15 protein-coding genes and 4 pseudogenes are annotated in these 17,164 nt (G+C 58.9%); 9 read left to right on the top strand and 10 right to left on the bottom strand.

Going from position 1 to position 17,164, the window contains the following annotated elements:
- Positions 1–189: 189 nt before the first annotated feature.
- On the bottom strand, positions 190–696 hold the full coding sequence (locus tag AC07WT_RS36460; RefSeq protein WP_494950702.1) for a hypothetical protein: 507 nt from the start codon (positions 694–696) through the stop codon (positions 190–192).
- Positions 697–921: 225 nt separating this feature from the next.
- Between AC07WT_RS36460 and AC07WT_RS36455 the strand changes: the two are divergent.
- The 3 genes and pseudogenes from AC07WT_RS36455 to AC07WT_RS36445 form a co-directional block, all read left to right on the top strand.
- Positions 922–2,141, top strand: a pseudogene (locus tag AC07WT_RS36455) (gamma-mobile-trio integrase GmtZ); the annotation flags it as partial.
- Positions 2,138–2,800: a gamma-mobile-trio protein GmtX gene (gene gmtX, locus AC07WT_RS36450; protein ID WP_494950701.1), complete on the top strand. Its 663-nt coding sequence runs from the start codon at positions 2,138–2,140 to the stop codon at positions 2,798–2,800. The pseudogene AC07WT_RS36455 and the gene gmtX, both read left to right, overlap by 4 nt.
- A gap of 730 nt (positions 2,801–3,530) precedes the next feature.
- On the top strand, positions 3,531–4,097 hold the full coding sequence (locus tag AC07WT_RS36445; protein ID WP_494950700.1) for a phasin family protein: 567 nt from the start codon (positions 3,531–3,533) through the stop codon (positions 4,095–4,097).
- 305 nt (positions 4,098–4,402) lie between these two features.
- On the opposite strand, the gene AC07WT_RS36440 is transcribed toward AC07WT_RS36445, so the two are convergent.
- The 4 genes from AC07WT_RS36440 to AC07WT_RS36425 all read right to left on the bottom strand — a co-directional run bounded on the left by AC07WT_RS36440 (position 4,403) and on the right by AC07WT_RS36425 (position 6,511).
- Positions 4,403–4,561, bottom strand: a complete 159-nt coding sequence (locus AC07WT_RS36440) for a hypothetical protein (RefSeq protein ID WP_494950699.1) — start codon at positions 4,559–4,561, stop codon at positions 4,403–4,405.
- 28 nt (positions 4,562–4,589) lie between these two features.
- The gene (gene phbB, locus AC07WT_RS36435) at positions 4,590–5,333 is read right to left on the bottom strand and encodes an acetoacetyl-CoA reductase (RefSeq protein WP_494950698.1); all 744 of its coding nucleotides are present in this window, start codon (positions 5,331–5,333) and stop codon (positions 4,590–4,592) included.
- A gap of 163 nt (positions 5,334–5,496) precedes the next feature.
- Positions 5,497–6,072: a phasin family protein gene (locus tag AC07WT_RS36430; RefSeq protein ID WP_494950697.1), complete on the bottom strand. Its 576-nt coding sequence runs from the start codon at positions 6,070–6,072 to the stop codon at positions 5,497–5,499.
- Positions 6,073–6,313: 241 nt separating this feature from the next.
- The gene (locus AC07WT_RS36425; protein ID WP_492595736.1) at positions 6,314–6,511 is read right to left on the bottom strand and encodes a hypothetical protein; all 198 of its coding nucleotides are present in this window, start codon (positions 6,509–6,511) and stop codon (positions 6,314–6,316) included.
- A gap of 1,253 nt (positions 6,512–7,764) precedes the next feature.
- Here AC07WT_RS36425 and ltrA point away from each other — a divergent pair.
- Complete coding sequence (ltrA, locus tag AC07WT_RS36420; protein WP_494950696.1) at positions 7,765–9,009, top strand: group II intron reverse transcriptase/maturase; 1,245 nt, start codon at positions 7,765–7,767, stop codon at positions 9,007–9,009.
- Between the two features lie 751 nt (positions 9,010–9,760).
- Positions 9,761–10,201: pseudogene (locus AC07WT_RS36415) on the top strand (IS6 family transposase); the annotation flags it as partial.
- Positions 10,202–10,220: 19 nt separating this feature from the next.
- On the opposite strand, the gene AC07WT_RS36410 reads toward AC07WT_RS36415, so the two are convergent.
- The 3 genes and pseudogenes from AC07WT_RS36410 to AC07WT_RS36400 form a co-directional block, all read right to left on the bottom strand.
- Positions 10,221–10,355: a hypothetical protein gene (locus AC07WT_RS36410; protein ID WP_494950695.1), complete on the bottom strand. Its 135-nt coding sequence runs from the start codon at positions 10,353–10,355 to the stop codon at positions 10,221–10,223.
- A 307-nt stretch (positions 10,356–10,662) separates the two neighbouring features.
- Complete coding sequence (locus tag AC07WT_RS36405) at positions 10,663–10,926, bottom strand: hypothetical protein (RefSeq protein ID WP_341314927.1); 264 nt, start codon at positions 10,924–10,926, stop codon at positions 10,663–10,665.
- 221 nt (positions 10,927–11,147) lie between these two features.
- Positions 11,148–11,348, bottom strand: a pseudogene (locus AC07WT_RS36400) (IS6 family transposase); the annotation flags it as partial.
- A gap of 404 nt (positions 11,349–11,752) precedes the next feature.
- On the opposite strand from AC07WT_RS36400, the gene AC07WT_RS36395 reads away from it, so the two are divergent.
- Together AC07WT_RS36395 and AC07WT_RS36390 are read left to right on the top strand one after the other, a co-directional pair.
- Complete coding sequence (locus tag AC07WT_RS36395; protein WP_494950694.1) at positions 11,753–12,028, top strand: CopG family ribbon-helix-helix protein; 276 nt, start codon at positions 11,753–11,755, stop codon at positions 12,026–12,028.
- Positions 12,025–12,348: a type II toxin-antitoxin system RelE/ParE family toxin gene (locus AC07WT_RS36390; RefSeq protein WP_494950693.1), complete on the top strand. Its 324-nt coding sequence runs from the start codon at positions 12,025–12,027 to the stop codon at positions 12,346–12,348. The genes AC07WT_RS36395 and AC07WT_RS36390 overlap by 4 nt, the downstream gene beginning before the upstream one ends.
- Positions 12,349–13,057: 709 nt before the next feature.
- Here AC07WT_RS36390 and AC07WT_RS36385 read toward each other — a convergent pair.
- Positions 13,058–13,324: pseudogene (locus tag AC07WT_RS36385) on the bottom strand (tyrosine-type recombinase/integrase); the annotation flags it as partial.
- A 721-nt stretch (positions 13,325–14,045) separates the two neighbouring features.
- On the opposite strand from AC07WT_RS36385, the gene AC07WT_RS36380 reads away from it, so the two are divergent.
- Positions 14,046–14,948 (top strand): site-specific integrase, encoded by a 903-nt coding sequence (locus AC07WT_RS36380; RefSeq protein WP_494950692.1) that lies wholly within the window; start codon positions 14,046–14,048, stop codon positions 14,946–14,948.
- 469 nt (positions 14,949–15,417) lie between these two features.
- On the opposite strand, the gene AC07WT_RS36375 is transcribed toward AC07WT_RS36380, so the two are convergent.
- A complete protein-coding gene (locus AC07WT_RS36375; RefSeq protein ID WP_494951135.1) occupies positions 15,418–16,431 on the bottom strand; it encodes an IS110 family RNA-guided transposase in 1,014 nt (337 codons plus the stop codon).
- A gap of 132 nt (positions 16,432–16,563) precedes the next feature.
- Between AC07WT_RS36375 and AC07WT_RS36370 the strand changes: the two genes are divergently transcribed.
- Complete coding sequence (locus tag AC07WT_RS36370) at positions 16,564–16,995, top strand: hypothetical protein (RefSeq protein ID WP_494950691.1); 432 nt, start codon at positions 16,564–16,566, stop codon at positions 16,993–16,995.
- The last annotated feature ends 169 nt before the right edge of the window (positions 16,996–17,164 follow it).

Raw genomic sequence — 17,164 nt, 5'->3', positions numbered from 1 at the left:
CGACAGAACGTTTAGGTCGCAGAGCTTGCGGACAGACGCGCGGCGCGCCGATCCCGCAGGGGTGGCCTGCCGCGCTGCGTCGGATCGGTAACAAGCTACCCGCTGATGGTCGCGAATATTCGCTAGGGCGGTTCCAATTCCTAGTTATCGGCAGGGGCCGTACCGGCGCCCTGCCGTTCTGATCAACGCCTAGACTTCGGCGAGGTAACGCTGGAGGGCCTTGATGTTAACATCGTAGGCATCCGGAGAGCCGAGATCGACACTGCCGCTGCGCACGTAATAAGCAAAGGGAATACTGCGCGTGTCGAAGAACGGCAGGAAGCCGTCTGGTTGCAGCGTGCTGCCGTTCAGGCCGATCGCCCAGTTCCTAGCCTTGTACACCTCGAGTTCGGCGATCACGCTGTTCACGGCCGTGGTTTCCGCCGCCCGGATATTGCCAATGTACTGGGTGAGCGTGGCGATGTTGGTCTGATAGGCACTCGGCTCACCGACGTTGACGCCCTTGGCCCGTACATAATAGCTGAACGGCAGATGGCGTTCGGTGAAGAAGGCCAGAAAGCCATCCGGGGCCAAGGTGTCGCCGTTCAGGCCGATCGCCCAGTTCTTGCTCTGGAAGTCCCTGATCTGCGCGATCGAGCTGTTGGCCGCGTGGATTTCCTTTTGTGCAGGAATGCTAACCGATGTAATGTTGCTCATTCGAATCTCCATGATTGTTGTTACCGCACGGTTGCTCCGGCCGGAGCAATGAGACCGGGTAACCCGACACACTCAGGTGTCGGGCCGCCTACTGTTCCTATCATAGGATGAATGGCCGAAGTTGTTAGGGTCTTTTTGATCAGCCTGCGGATACCGCGTCACCCATGAATCCGGGCTTCAAAACCGGATTTGCACGCAGCAATCTGGTACGCATAAAATCGGCAGCAAAAGCTTGTCGGCCATAGCCGCCTCGTTATGACCTTGTACTACACCAAGCCCGGAGCGACCTATATTCGCGACGTTCTACTCGATGCGAAGGCACGGCTGGACGCGAACAAAGACGCGAGCATCCAGAATTTCCTGCTCGACACCAAGCACGAGGAGCTTCTGCAAACAGCGATTTCGTAGCCAGCGTTGCAAGTACGATCCCAGAGCATCCCGCAGCAAGAAACCCGGTCGGCTGGATGCCGATGCACCACGGCCTCTGCATGGTTGGCGGCAATACCAGTGACTCGGTGGAAAACCGAGCCATCGGTGGATGTCACAACGGAGGGCCGTTGCTTCTGCCGGGTACCGCTGTCACCAATGCAAAGCACGCTCCTGGCCCCGGGGGCAGTCGCAACTGCGTTCGTTGCCGTTGGTTTCTGACGGAGCCACACTACCTGCCGGCGCTTGCGGGGCACTTCAACACGATCGCCTACCATGTCGACGAGGCACGCAACGCTTGCCTCGCGAATGAGAACGTTCTTCTTGAGCTAAAGAAGCAGAAGGCTGATGCCGAGGAAGCGGGCCATGTGTTTCTCCATCTCGATACCTACCGGCAGGCAGAGCGCGTGTGGGAAGGGGCGATGAAGCGATTCAACGACTTCGCTGAAGATTTGGCGGCCTGCTGGCGTCTGATCAAACGCTGTAAGTCTGCGCTCGACGTAGCACGCGATGGCGATACCCAGTTAGTGAGGCGTGGCCGGGATTCGCAAATACCCTAACCTTCAGGTATTCACGAATCCCGGCCAGACCTCTTAGTGGCCGTGGGCGCCGCTGGTGATGTGCATATCGCGTTTGAGGAGACCGAGTCGGAATTGCTGCAACTCGCTGGCGTCTGCGAAAACGTCGAACTCTATCCGGATCTCGATGCGGGCAAGGCGGTATTCCGTCGTAGCCAGTTGCTCGATGCCGTGCTTTATCGCGATGACGTACCACCCGTGTTCATGATGCTGAGTGAAGACGAGCAACTGCGTGCGGGCAACGCGTTTATGCGTCGTCTCGCACAGCAGATGAATCCAGCGAACCCGGTGCTGGGGCAGCGGCAAGTGATTAATCTGATGGACGCCGGTGAGAGCTTGAGCGAGCGATTTGGTGTCGATCTCATCACGCTGTTGCCAAAGGGCAACTCGGTCGCAACGTTCGCCCGCAAACCTCGAACGCTCGCGGAATCGGAAGCATGAATGACATGACGATCGACCGCAACCCCGACGTCGTTCTAGACACGCTGCTTGCCAAAGGCGGACGCTCTCATCGGCGCGCCAAACTGACGGCCATGCACGAGATTTGTCGCAGGCACCACGCATCAGGGTCCCGCGATTTTTCGCTTCCAACCATCGGGCGCCTGGCCGAGGCCGATGGAATCCTAAAAGGACGAGTCCTTTACAACGCTCAATCGACCGACTACCGAGTGCTGGTAAGCGCTTGGGCGGCCTTTGTCGGGCGGCCGGCGCCACAGGCATCGAAGCCGTTGGCAAGCCATGAATACCTGATGCGTATCCATGACCCTGCCATTCGCTCCATCATGCAGACCATCATCGGAGAGCGTGACAAGCTAAAGGCGGAGGTCAACCTTCTGAAGTCCAAAACCCAAGTCGTTGTGGATCGGCGCCCTGTCGGCATCCGCGTTGCTGGCGCAGCCACGTTGCCTGGGACGATATTCGGCCACAACGAGCAACTCACGCCATCCGAACGCGAAGCGCTGCAGAAAGCGGTCTCGGCCGATCACCTCGAGAAGCAGGGGTTACGAGAGGGCACCCACGGCGAGATCTTAAACGAGCGAGGCCGGACGGTGTTCGATATCGGCTTTGCACGCGCTATACGCAAGGTCCTTGGGAACTGACCGACTACCTTTGGAAGGAACGATGTATTTCGATGTATTGATACATCGCAAGGAGAGGCTAGGCGGACGTCATGCCCCACAACGCTTCCGCGCCCTCGAGCTACAAACTATGTACCGCTAGGGTAAACGTCCACAAAGCGGGGTGGACTTCTTCAGGGTGACGCGGCAGGGCGCTCATGGGGTAAGAATACTGTATGAATATACAGTGTCTAGTGTAGCGCTTATCCCGGAAAAATGTAAAAGGGGGTAGTCCGGAGGCCACGGGCGGTTGCTTTTCGTCGAGTGACTGCACAGCCAGCAGGCTATCCATGCCGGACTCGCGTGCCTCGCATCCGAATTCCCGATGACGCCACTCGCCGAACGCAATGCGATGCCGGACCATTCGCCAGCACGTTTTTGCTCGTGGCGGTGCCAGTGACGAAGGGCAGAAGTCGGACCCAACTCGGCCATTCGGCTGCTGGTTACGGGTTGATATTCCGGTCCCGGCAGCATTAAATTGATTTTCCTGCGACGTGCATGAGGCGTCCGGTCAGCAGACGCCTCGCGTGTGGGGTTGCGGTATCCGCCCACTGAACCTCGCGCGCGGCGCGATGGCTGTCGTTCAGGCTCCTCACCAAACGCAACGCCTATCACCCCGGAGGCGAAGATGCCGAGTCCCCATGAATGTGCAACCCTGTGGTTCGATCCGGTTCCGCGCACACGCAAAGGGCCGAATTTCAGGAGCTTCATGATGAGTCTGCTACCCGTCGAGCAAATCAGTGCTGCCCAGAAAGCCAACCTCAACACCTTGTTCGGTCTGACGAACAGTGCCCTGGAAGGATTCGAGAAACTGGTTCAGTTGAACCACGATGTCATGAAGTCGACGCTCGCCGAAATCCGGGATGATGCGCAGAAAGCGCTGTCCGTCAAAGACCCGCAGGAACTGCTCGCGCTGCAAGCCAGCCTGATGCAGCGATTCGCCGGGAAGGTCGTGCCGTATGGACGTCACGTGTATGAAATTGCATCGTCGACGCAGGCCGAATTTGCGAAAGTCGCCGAGGTGCGCTACGAAGCGCAGAGCCGCCGGGTGCAAATGCTCGCCGACGACCTCGCGAAGAGCACACCGACTGGTTCGGAAGCCGCCGTTGCCGTGATGCAGTCGGCGATCACGGCTGCCAACACCGCATATGAAACGGTTCACAAGGCCACGCAGCAAGCGGCTGAGACCATCGAAGGCAATTTCAACGTGGCGACGACTGCTGCGTCGAGAGCGACACAACCCGCCGACGGGCAAACCTCGCGCGCCGCGAGAAAGTAATGATTGACGCGCGCCCGCAGCACCCGCTGCCGGGACGCTGCGGGGCGTATTGACCTGATGGGGTTCCTGCTCGATCTTTCTCGCGATCGGGGGCGTTGCGCTGGCCTCTGAATCCGTCGACAAAAAAGCCAGGCGGTAAAGTCTTTGCCTGGGGAATTTGCTGATTGAGAGGACCAGCAGAAACCGGGAGCGGCCACCGCGCAGGTGTTATCAGTGCGCGTTTCCAGGAGAACCGCGTGTGCCCGTCCAACCAGGCATCAATACGATCATCCTCGGTGCCGCAACAGGTTAGCGAGGGCGGAAGCTCAACGCCGGGCGCTGCCCCAGTCCCACCAGTCGTGATGGTAATCCAGCCGTCTGAGCAGTTTTTGGCGCATTTGCTCCCGGTGATAGTGAGCGGCGACGAAAGCGGTTGCCGTCACCAGCACGAATGACCCTACAACGATTGCCACTGCTTCGCTCATCGGAACCTCCATGGCTGATCTCCCGGGTTCACTGCAGATGTTGCCCTCCGTTGATCGCGATGTTGGCGCCGGTCACAAAGCCCGCTTCGCGCGAGCACAGGTACAGCACGAGTGCGGCGACTTCGTCGGGCTGTCCGAGCCGGCCGACCGGAATCTGCGGAATGATCTTCGTCTCGCGGATCTCCTCGGGCACCGCCATCACCATCTTCGTCGCGATATAGCCAGGCGAGATCGTGTTGACAGTGACGCCTTTCTTCGCCACCTCGAGCGCCAGCGATTTCGTGAAGCCATGCATGCCGGCCTTCGCCGCCGCATAGTTGGTCTGACCGAACCCGCCCTTGGAGCCGATGATCGACGACACGTTGATGATGCGGCCCCAGCCACGCTCGACCATGCTGTCGCACACCGGCTTCGTCATGTTGAACACCGAATCGAGGTTGGTGCGGATCACCGCGTCCCAATTGACCTTGTCCAGTTTCTTGAAGCTGGCGTCACGCGTGATGCCGGCGTTGTTGATCAGGATGTCGACCGGCCCGACTTCCGCTTTGATCTGCGCCATGCATTTTTCGCACGAGTCGTAGTCGGCGACGTCGACCGCATACCCGCGGAACTGTCGTCCCTCGGCTTCCATGCGTGCGAGCCACTCGTTCGCACCGGTGTTGCCGGGCGAATAGGTGACTACGACCGCATAACCGGCGTCATGCAACTTGATGCTGATCGCCTCGCCCAGTCCACCCATGCCACCCGTTACTACCGCGATCTGCTTTGCCATCGAATCGTCCTCACAAATACCAGCGGCGTGCTCGTCTGGAGCAACACTGCCTTCAGTCAAAATTGGATGCATTGAAATGCCGGATTCTTATCCAAAATGAATAAAAGGAATCCTACATATCAGCATGGAACCGGAAACGCGGGCATCGCTGCCCGCGTGAGTCCTAGTGCTTCGCGCTCGCGACTACGGCAGCCGACCCGGCGGCACTACGTTTGGCGGCCTTGGACGCTGAGGCCGTGACGGCTTCGAGATTGGTCCCGGCCATCTCCACGGCCTGTTGCCCCGCCTTCTGCAGCGATTCGCTCAGCGTGGTGGTGGCGCTGATCGCGGACTTCCACGCGGCGATCGCCGCTTCGGAACCCGCGGGAGCACTCTTCGCCGCTTCCTCGACGAGTGCCTGCACGCGTGCGTTATACCGTTCGTACTGCGTCTGTGCGAGTTGCGCGACCTCAGCCTGCGTGGTTGACGCGATGTCGAAGAGTTGACGACCGTATGACAGTGATTTCTCCGCGAAAGGCGCGGCGAAACCGGCTTGCAGCGTGAACCACTGCTGCGGGTCTGTTGTGCCGGGCGCCTTCGTCAGGTTCTCCTGCGATTCCGCCAGCGTGGACTTGACGACCTGCAGGTTCAGCACAACCAGTTTTTCGACGCCTTCAAAGACCTTGCCGGTCAACCCGAAGAATGCGTCGAGGCTGGCCTTCTGTGATGCGGCGATTTGCTCGGGACTCGATAGAGCCATTATTGAAATTCCTCAGGATTCAGTTCGCCGCGCGAAACCCCGGTCGACCGGATGTAGCACGGCGAATGGCGATGATGGATGGCCCGAAGCGCAAGGACGCCTGCCAGGCAGCATGCGTCGCGAATACTTCGGAGGGTCGTTACAGCAAGAGGCACTACGCATTACAGTCCAACAAAAGCTACTTCGCTTACCTTTTCTTCGGCGCGCTCGCCGCGTGATGCAGCGGTGCGCGCCGCAATTCCTAGCGCCTGCGCGCGACCGCCTTGAGAATGGAAGCGCCTTCGCTTGTGACATGAGGACGTGGATGGCCCGACGCGAGGCGTTCCAGTGCTATGAGTTGACGCTCCAGCAGCGTGTCGAGCTCGGCGCGGCCCAGTTCGATCTGATCCGGCGCGTCCTTGATGAGCATTAGGGTGGCGAATTCATGGGGACTCAGCATATCGTCTCCTCGATTTAGTCGGTCTGCGCCGTGGGCATTAATTACCTTCTCCGCGGCCGAATGGCGGCAAATATTTCCTCGCCTTTGCGAAGCGCGCTCAGGAAATCCTTACGGAGACGTCATCATAACCGCACAATTTTCAATTGCAATATGCGGAGTACATTTTTGATTTGTCTGTCTATTTAGTCTGCATATCGACGACAACGCATTGCCCTCGCGATGCCGGTGCGGAGGCCATGAAAGCCTTGACTGGCATGGCCCAGGTCGATCTGGCCGCGCACCCGATGTCTGAATTGGCAGTCCAATCAATGGCACCGCGCAGCGTCCCAATTCATACTTGAATATGCCGTTTATAGGTAAGCATTGTCTTTTTCAGACAGGGCCGCTTCTAACCTGTTATTGAGAAACATTTATTACATCGCATGCGAATCGCTTATTTTCAGAATTCTGACCGGCGAAACGGCTCACGAAGCATTGACTTCTCCCACTGTTGTGAAGGACCAGGAGATGTCGGCAAAACCACACCGGCTCGTTGCACTTTCACCATGTCCGATTCCGCCTCTGCGGCACGGGATTGCTCCGGGAAGCGTAGATACGTAGTCCTTGATATATTGCTCGAGTGTCGCGAAAGGTGGGTTCGGGCTGAAGAGGCAATCCGTGAGGCATCGCTAGTCATCGGTCCGCTGCAGTCATTCCGCGCCGGAGAACCGGATGGATGAAAGTGTGTCACGAACACAGGCGAAAGCTTGTGGTGCTGTACTGAAGATGGGAGTAGGCCTCCCGAAGCCGGCTTGCAGGAGCAGGCTTCAAACCGCCCGGTGCTGCTGCGTTCAAAAGGCGTGGTGGTGAGCGACCGTGGAAAAGTCATCCATAAGGATGGCAGGTATGTGTTGAGAAGATGAGCGAAAGCAAACCGTACGATGATGCGTCGTTAATCCGTTAAGTTGCTGTCAAAACTGGGGTCATTTCGTCGCTCCAGGATCAGTCAGGGCGAGACCTGTTTACGGACCTGACGGCAGCCGGCGTAGAGGCGGCATGAGCTCAACCCAGGCTTCAGTATGGAACGTGAGAACCTTGTTGCGGATGTGAAGGGAAATGACAAGTGGCCAACACCATGAGGAAGAATACCGATGCCGTAACGAGGGGCGGAGCTGCCCGTAGTAGTGCTGAAGCCCTTGTAATGAGGGTGGAGCGAAGGGGCAGCGTTATCCGGTTGACAAAGGTCACCAACCCGCTTGTCGGGGAGGAGTGACATGACATCAACGAAACCTTATGACATTGCTAAGCGAACGATCTGGGAGGCGTACCAGCGAGTGAAGGCCAACCGGGGTGCTGCCGGCATCGATGATGAAACCATCGCGATGTTCGAGCAGGACCTGTCGAAGAATCTGTACAAGCTGTGGAACCGGATGTCGTCGGGGTCGTACTTCCCGCCGCCGGTCAGGCAAGTGGAGATTCCAAAGGCAACGGGCGGTATTCGTAAGTTGGGCGTGCCCACGGTGAGTGATCGTGTGGCGCAGACTGCGGTCAAGCTTCTCATTGAACCGATTCTCGATCCACTATTCCATGCGGATTCGTATGGATACCGGCCCCGGAAATCGGCCAGACAGGCGGTCGCCATCACCCGACAAAGGTGCTGGAAGTACGACTGGCTGGTGGAGTTTGATTTCAAGGCGGCCTTCGATCAGATTGATCATGGCCTCTTGCTAAAAGCGGTACGCAAACACATCAAGGAGGACTGGATCCTGATGTACATCGAGCGGTGGCTGACTGCACCATTCGAAACTGCACAGGGGACACGCTTGCTGCGGGACCGCGGTACCCCGCAGGGGGGAGTGGTCAGTCCGATCTTGATGAATCTGTTCATGCACTATGCGTTTGATGCCTGGATGCAGCGTCACTTCCCGCAATGCCCCTTTGCGCGCTATGCCGATGATGCGGTGGTCCATTGCCGCAGCCAGGAGCAGGCGCAAGAGGTTATGCAGGCCATTGCCTCGCGGCTGGCTGAATGTGGGCTGGCGATGCATCCTGAGAAGTCAAAGATCGTGTATTGCAAGGACCGAAGCCGCACCCAAACCTATCCGAATGTGACCTTCACATTTCTAGGCTTTCTGTTTCGTCCGCGAAGGGTGATGACCAGGCACGGGCAGGTCTCTACCAGCTTCCTGCCGGGCGTCAGTCCTGCTGCCTTGAAACGGATGCGACAGACGGTGCGGGGGTGGCGGCTGCCTCGCCAAACGTCCAGGCCACTGGTCGAACTAGCCGAGCAATGTAATCTCACGATACGTGGCTGGTGGAACTACTACGGCGCCTTCTATCGGACAGCCATGCATGGGCTCTGTCGGTATCTAGACCGGAAGCTTGTGCGCTGGGCTCAGCGCAAGTACAAAACACTGCGACGGCACAAGCGGCGCAGTGAAGAGTGGTTGCACAAGATGAAGAAGGCGTACCCGCGACAGTTCGCGCACTGGCAGTATCAGGGGGTACAGGTTGGATAACGGGTTGTGCCATGAACGTGTTTGCATTCTGAACACGATGCTGTACTCGAGATGGAGGAAGACCCTCCGAGGTCGGTTTGCAGGAACTGACTTCAAACAGCCGTAAGCTGCTTCAGTCGGAAACGCTGCGGTGGTGAACGTTACGGTCAAAAGGCGTGATCAAACACGTCATGTATGGATTAGAGAGTCGAACGAAAGTGAACCGCTGACGACGCATCGAAACCAACTTAGACGACATCAAAACTGGGGGCGCCCGTTACTCCCAGGATCAGCGTGGCGGAAACCTGCTTATTGGCCACGTGGTGTCCGGTGTATAGGCGGCGTGACTCGAATCCGGGCTCGGGTACGGAACTTGGGAACTCTTCATGTGATGCCAAGGGAAAACCTTATAAGTGGGACCCACGAAGGGGGAAAGTACCGATGCACATGAAGGGGGCGGATCATCCCGTATTAGTGTTGAAACTCGTGTAATGCGAGTGGAGCGAAGGGGATGACTCAGCTCAGAGAAGGTTACCGCCAACCGGTAAACCGGGATGAGCATCTACCTTCCGCGTCGATCTGTCATCGCAAGATGGCGGAAGAATGGCTGGGACGAGCCGTGTAAATCGAGAGGGTTACGCACGGTTCTGTGGGCGGCTGGTGGTGAAATTCCACCGGCCGACCCGGCAGCCGTGTAAATCGAGAGGTTTACGCACGGTTCTGCGAGAGACTCCGGGTGAAATTCCTTGGGTCTACTCACCCGTACATTCGTATTCGTGTCAAGGGCGAATGGCGGTATCTTTACCGGGCCGTCGACAAGGACGGCAACACCATTGACTTTCTGCTACGCGCCCATCGGGACAAGACTGCAGCCCGGCGTTACTTTGAGAAATCGATCGCCCAGAATGGCGTGCCCGAGACGGTGACCATCGACAAAAGCGGCGCCAATCTCGCCGCACTCGAAGCCATCAATGATGATCGTGAAACGCCCATCAGGATCCGCCAGTCCAAATATCTCAACAATCTTGTCGAGCAGGACCATCGCGCGATCAAGCGACGCACGCGACCCATGCTGGGATTCAAAACTTTTCGCTGTGCCCGAATCCTTCTGGCCAGCATTGAGATTATGCACATGATCGCCAAAGGACAGATGAAATGTGCTCGCGGAACCCATCCGTCTGGCGCCGATCAATTCTACGACTTGGCAACATAAGCAGTACTTCGCATATCGATCAACTTTCCTCCGCGAGCTTTATGCGACAAAACCTTTCGACATCGAGCGCGGCCTGCACATGCAGGGGCGTGAGCGCGCGGTCCTGCTTGTGCAGGATGCGATGTTCATAGAGCCATCGTTTGAGCTCCTGCATCAGATCGGCGCGATTCGGGCGCCCCGCGAGCCGCTCCTTGAGCCAGCGCGACGCATCACCGGTTGAACGGCGTTTCGGCTGATGAAGTGCGCGCCGATCACTGGCTGAAACAGATCCACTCGCGGGTGTTTTGCGTTCCCTCAGAACGCTGTCTGCGCGTGATGAATACGCCGGTCGATGTGCGTGAACGCGAAGGCGAGGTGTGCGATGAATACGCGCCCGACATCTCAGCGGGACGCTGGCCGGGGCGATTCAGGATCTTCGGCACGCGCTTATCGCAGCAGGGGTGCCGGTGAACACCGTAACGTCAGTCGTCGAAATATCCCGCTGCCAGCGCCTCGTCGAAATCGGTGATCCACGGGGCGAAATGATCGGTGTCGTAGATCGCCATCTTGCCGTTGGTGATACGGGTTACGGAGATCTGTCGGATCGTTCCGTTCCTTCCACCCGTCGGGTAGTCGTCGTTGTCCGTGATCTTGAATTCGCGCAGGTCAAGTCCACGGCTTGCAAGGACAGCCTTGACGTCTTCCTGTTCGTCCCACGAAAACTCGGTGAAGTCATGGGCTGCCATGTTCGTCTCCTCGGCGCGGTGAGCGAAAAACATCCTAGCACGGAGGCGTGACATGCCGGATACGAGCGAACAGCGGCGAGAATACTCCAACTCGCGCATCATCTACGACGCGCTCGCGCGTCTTGGTCCGCAGACGCAATCGCAACTGTCAGCGCATGTGGACGCGACGGCCGTGGTGCAAAAAAAGGTAGAGAGGAATCGCGGCTCGTTGATGGGTTGCTTCAAGATGCGGAAAGAACGGCATTCCAGACAGCGGGCGCAGCGGTATCTTTGAGGGGCAGTTTGGTGAGGTCGAACTGACCTTTGCGAATGCGATGCATCAGCTCGATGCCGGAGATCGTAACGGCGCCGCTCCTGAAACGTTTGAGGCCCAGCATCGCGTTGATCCTGGACTTGATGTTGCGGTGATCCCGGTCGGGTAAAAGCCATTTCCGCTTGTTTCTAGTAACGACCTTTATCGCAGATTCACATGTGTTCGCCATATCGACTATCTGGCACCCATCCGGCTTGTGGCTGCCAGAAGGGTACGCCTCTCGCGATTGATACCCCGCACCTCGCGGTGCTTCGTTACGTTGTCCGGTTCGCACTTGATTCAGAACCGTAGGTTCATCCAGTAACATGGATGGTCCCTTCCTGAGTAGGGACAACTTCTACAAGGGACCTCGTGTCGCACCTCGATCAAGTTGTTTAAGCGATCAAGAGATTGCCCCGTACGGTGAGCAGCCTGAATCCGGCCACCTCGAGTCCTCGCGCCTTCAGACGATTCACCACAGTCAATGTATTGTTTTATAATAGAAGCTATTGGAAACTCATAATTGGGGTGGCAATGACCGCAACAGCGACAACCCGGACCCTGACTGCGCAGGTACCCGTGGCGTTGGCCGAGGAGGTTGACGCCCTGGCCGAGCAGATCGAACGCCCGAAGCAATGGATCATTAAGAAAGCCTTGATCGCGTACTTGGCGCGTGAAAAGGAAAAGCGACGTCTGATCCAGGAGGGTTTGGACGACGTTGACGCAGGCCGTGTGGTTTCGATGGAGCAAGCCGAAGCGTGGGCGGATAGCCTCGGGACGCAAAACGAACGGTCGGTGCCGCGCGCATGACCGTGCCGGTTGAACTAACCAGCAAGGCCATGTCCGACCTCGCTCAGATCGCTGACCACGTCAAGCTTTACAACGACGCCGCAGTGGCGCGAAAGGTAGTTAAGGCAGTGTCGGCCGAAGCGAAGAAACTGGGTGAGGACCACCACCACCGGCTCGGGGAAGAACTGGACGGGTACGACGGCCCGCCGCCCCGCGAGGTTCACAAGTGGGTGTGCCTGGGCGGGCGATACGAAATCCATCTCGAAATCAAACCCGCCTACGCCGATCCCCCCACCACAATCTTCGTGCTCTGGGTATGGGACACGAGGCAGGACCGCTGACCAACGGGCGGGGCATTAGCCCGCTTGCGCGGTGTGTGACCGGGGCAAGTTGCCTTGCACCCGCTCATGCGGACGTAGCCACACTTCGCACATATTAGGGAGGACCCGGGCCCGAGACGATGCCACTGAATGGACTGGGACCCGTAAGATCAGCGCTGGTGAACATGCCGACACTTGCGGCGTAGTGTTCATCAGGGCTCCAAAGAGAAAACGCCCGCGCTATTCACGCAGGCGTTTCCGTGGCCCCGCTACCGCGCCCCAATGAACGATTTCTCGTCCGCTTCTGCTTCAGGGGCCGGCTTCCGCGCGGCTCCTTTCAGTATAGGACGCGCAGCGGGATAACCAAGTCGGCGAGACTAGCGTTCAGATGGGGGTATTCGTACCTTTCGTGCAATTTATGGCGGTTTGATCCTAAAAATCGTTATCGATCAATGACTTGTGTATCCTCCGATTGCGCGAAAGCCGTGGAGCCGCCGAGCCTTGCTGCAAGCGGCTCTGAAAGTGACTACCGCCGGATTTCGCACGATTCGTACGATTACCCCATGACGAACAGGCAGAGCGTTCCAGACAAGGGCGCCGCCGGTGGAAACCGGGTTTTACCATCACCACCTTGCCGCTTGCGTTGCTGGTCGCCTACGGATTTGTCCGTTTCATGCTCGAACTGGTTTTCCCGATCGCAGCGACCCGTCACTGACCGGTGAGGCGAGACCTACCAGTCGATGCGGTGCTTTTCCTCGGTTTCGCGGTGGCGCTCTTCGCCGGGTGTGTGCAGGTACGGGTTGGTGCTCGTCAGCGATGCATGGCGCAGGTTGTCGCGCACGGTACGCAGATCGGCGCCGCCGTCGGCCATGTGCGACCCTGCCGTGTGGCGCAGCCAGTGCGCGGAGGCCTGTTCGAGCAGATCCGCCTGTCCCGCGAAAGCGTCGCCGCGCAGCCGGAGCCGCTCGGCCGCGCCGGCAAAAATGGCCTTGACGATTGTCAAACGACACAAAGTTGTCCGAGAAATGACACAAAGTCGTCTAAATAGCAAATTCGAGAGCGCACGATCTGGAGAAATCGTTATTAATCAAATGGTTGCCATAAAATTGACGTAAAGTCGTCCTGTTTGGTTGATAGGTGGGCTGCGGAATTTCGCGAGGTTGGCTGAACGGTTTGCAATCCTAACATATTGTTATGTGGTCACTGATGAATCGCGCGATACGCACCACACGCGCTAAGGCTCGGTTCCTAACGTGCCATCGAGGTGCCCCGGGCTTATTGCACCAGGAGCAACGGCGTCTCTGACAAGAGCGTGCGGAGCAGGCGTGAGCGCGCTTGGGACGTCGAGAACCACGCATTCAAAGAAGGTATTTTGCAATGCGAATAATCATCGATTGAAGTGTATCGATCCATCTCGAGGGTTAGGCCGCTCGCGATAGGTCGCGGCAGCGAGAGTCGGCGCCCAGCATGAAGGTGAGCGGCACCCGATAGGGAGAAGTCAACACCACTGGACGTAGGAGATGGAGGAGACCGTGCGTGTGCGGCCGCGACATCGCTAAATTTCCGGTTCGCTTCTCGTGCCGATCCCGTCCAGCAAGACTTGTCAACTTTAAGTCAATTTCAGCAAAATGGACGACTTTGCGTCAATCAAAATTGACGTAAAGTCGTCCAGCACTGCTCGCTGTGCCTTATAAACTGGTCTTTGGGTCCGGACGACTTTGTGTCATTTGACAGCGCCGCGGCTCGCGCCGTTCGAGCGGCTCGCAGTGCCGGCGGAGCTCTCCGGTGGAGATGGCACCCACCGGGGGACCAACCGCGCGGGCGCGTTTGCGTTCATCCGGGCGCCGCACGACCTCGCGGCGATCCACGCGTACCTGCACCGCTACCGGGACCGGCCGGCGACCTGTCGCGCCTACACCCACGAGCTCGAGCGGCTGGTGCTGTGGGCCGTGATCATGCGCGGCACCGCGGTGTCGTCGATGACGGTCGAGGACTGTGAGGCGTACAAGGATTTCCTCGCGGCCCCGTCGCCGGCGCTTACCGGCCCGAAGCAGCCACGCGCGGGCGGACGCTGGCGGCCGTTCGCCCCCGGGGGCCTGGCGCCCGACAGCCAGGCGTATGCGGTGCGCGTGCTGCGCGCGGCGTTTGCGTGGCTCGTCGAGGTGCGCTATCTGGCCGGCAATCCGTGGAGCGCGGTGCACGATCCGGTGACGGTGACCCGCGAAGTCCCGGTGCAGGTCGGGCGCGCGCTGCCGGCCGGGTTGTGGACGGGATTGCGGGCCGCGCTCGATGCGCGCTGCGCACGTCGCACGAACGGTGCGGGTGCGCACGGGGATGAGGCCGAAGCCCGGCAGTGGCGCACCGCGCGCGCGGCGATCCTGCTGATGGGCGACTCCGGGCTGCGGCGCGACGAGGCCGCGCACGCCCGGCGTGAGGACCTGCGGCGTGAGGACCTGCATCGGTCGCCGCAGGGTCCGGATGCGGCTGCGGTCTGGGCGCTGACGGTCATCGGCAAGCGCCGCAAACAGCGCGCCCGCGATTTCGAGGACCGGGCTCGAGCCGCTTTCGGCGACGCCTGCGAAATGAGCGAAAACGCGTGTCCTATGCGCCGATCGACTTGAGTGGCCGGCGACTTTCCGGGAACGGCCATAATCAGCCATTCGACATCGGCATTCAGATCGTTGACACCCATTAGCGGGCCCGGTGTCAAGTGAGCAAACAACATCCTCGACTGCCTGAGCAGCCGATTTCGATTGCACTGACCGAATGCAGTAGCCGAGCGCACCCGTTTCTTCGATTCATGGCTGCGACGGATCGCGCCAGACACCCATCAGGCTCAAGCGATCGGCGTACATCGGTTGCCTGTCGCCCTGGTGGCTCTGCCACCCCAGAAGAACTTTGGTGCCGCAACGCGTCCATTGGGTTCGCACAATAGTCGTGGTTGCCAGACGTCCGGCACCAATCCAGGGCTGGCTCGCGTTGCCGGCGATCCGCGTTGCTGCACATCGGGGACGGCGGCACGGCATCCCATTCAATTGGGTGGCTTTTCGCCAGTCAACGATCAGGGCTTGCCGGTCGCCGTCGTAACGCTTATGCGAAGCAGCGGGTCACATCAAATGGCTTTCGCTCCTTCAGCATGTGGAAACACGCACGGGCGAGCTTGTGGGCCAGGGCCTTGCGTGCGATCACTGAATTCGTCCTGGCTTTCTTGCGCTCGTAGAACTGCCTGGCTTCGGCGCTAAAGTGCATCGCGAAGTTGGCCGCCTCGATGAATGCCCAGGACAGGTATGGATTTCCGTTCCTGGTATTGCCTTCGCCCTTCTTCTTGCCGTTGCTCATGCGCTGGCTGTCCACGCACCGCGCGTAGGAGGCGAAGTTACCGGCGCTGGCGAAACGTTCGATGGTCCCGGTTTCCAGTACGATCACGGTGGCAAGCGTCTGGCCGATGCCGGGCACCGTGGTCAGGAGGGCGTAGTCCGCGTGTGGCGCGACCTTTTCCTGAAGACGCTTTTCCACGATGGCGATCTGTGCGGAGAGCGTCGTGATGACCGCGACGTTGGCGCGGACCGCGAGCGCCACGTCGTCTGGGAGATGCAGCTGGTCGACAGCGGCCTGGTCCAGTTGCTTGACCTGATTGCTCGTGATTCGCGTGCCGTACTGACGCGCCGTTGTGTTCTCGATGGCGAGGATGTGGCTGGTGCGGCTGCGCACCAGTTGCATGCGTTTGCGGGCGAGGTCGCGCACATCACGGTGCTTCGCCGGCAGAATGGTGCCGGTAGGCAGGATGCCCAGGCGCAGCAGGTGGGCCAGGTAGCGCGCGTCGGTCTCGTCACCGCTGTGCTTGAGCCCATCGTACTTTTTGATTGCCGTGGTGTTGGCCAGATGGACCACGAAGCCGGCCGTCTGCAGGCCGTCGACAAGCCAGTACCAGTTGTACGTGGATTCGACCACGACGCCTGCCAGCTCGGCTCGCCACGGGGCAAGGAACGCCAGAATCCTTGCCAGGTCGTTCGGCAGCCGCTTTTCGGCGACCACGCGGTCCGTTTCGTCGATCACGCTCACCACGCTGTTGTTCGAATGCAGGTCAATGCCGCTATAGTTCATCATGACCTCCTTCCGGTTAAAGCGGTTTTGGCAAACTCACTTTAACCCCGTCGCCCGGCAGGGCGGCGGCAGGAGGTCCGCTAGATGATTTTCAAACTGTTGCAACTCCTCCGACGAAACCAAAGCTAACCCATGGCCGATATGAATGAGTCGACGCAGTCGATCGGACGTGAAGCGTATGACGAGTTTGCCGAGCGCTACGCAGAAGCCGTTACGACAAAGCCACACAATGCGCTCTACGAACGCCTCGCGACAATCTCGCTCCTCGGCGATGTCAACGGTTTGCACGTTCTCGATGCGGGTGCGGGCCCGGTATATGCAGCGAGCAGGTCAGGTTTCGGTGAGCCGAAGCCGTACGCGCAAGCCTATCGTCGTCCTCTTTCCGACATTCTGAACGGAAACCGAGAGCGGCTGGCTGTTGGGTCGCTTTGTCGAACCTCGACCGCTCGCCGAGATGCAGACCGTCTCGGAACGCTTGCACACGGAACTCTCGCAAGCCCCAGCATACTGCGCGCCGCTTTAGCGATTAATTCGATTGCTTTCCCCTATCGCATTGATCGTTAAATTTCAACAGTCTAGGTTTGATTTTCTGCCGGCAGAAAACTACACCAGGAGGTGTCATCTCGAAAATGTGCTACCACGCTCCATGGAGGATGATATGTCTGACAAGCGACACACCGGAAGTGTTAGCGAAAGCGAAAGCCCTGCCAACCCCGCGCCAACTCCAAAGGTC

This window comes from Paraburkholderia sp. GW821-FHT02A12, assembly GCF_059422005.1.
Note: the sequence above shows the minus strand (reverse complement) of the source record. Positions and strands in the feature narration are given on the sequence as shown.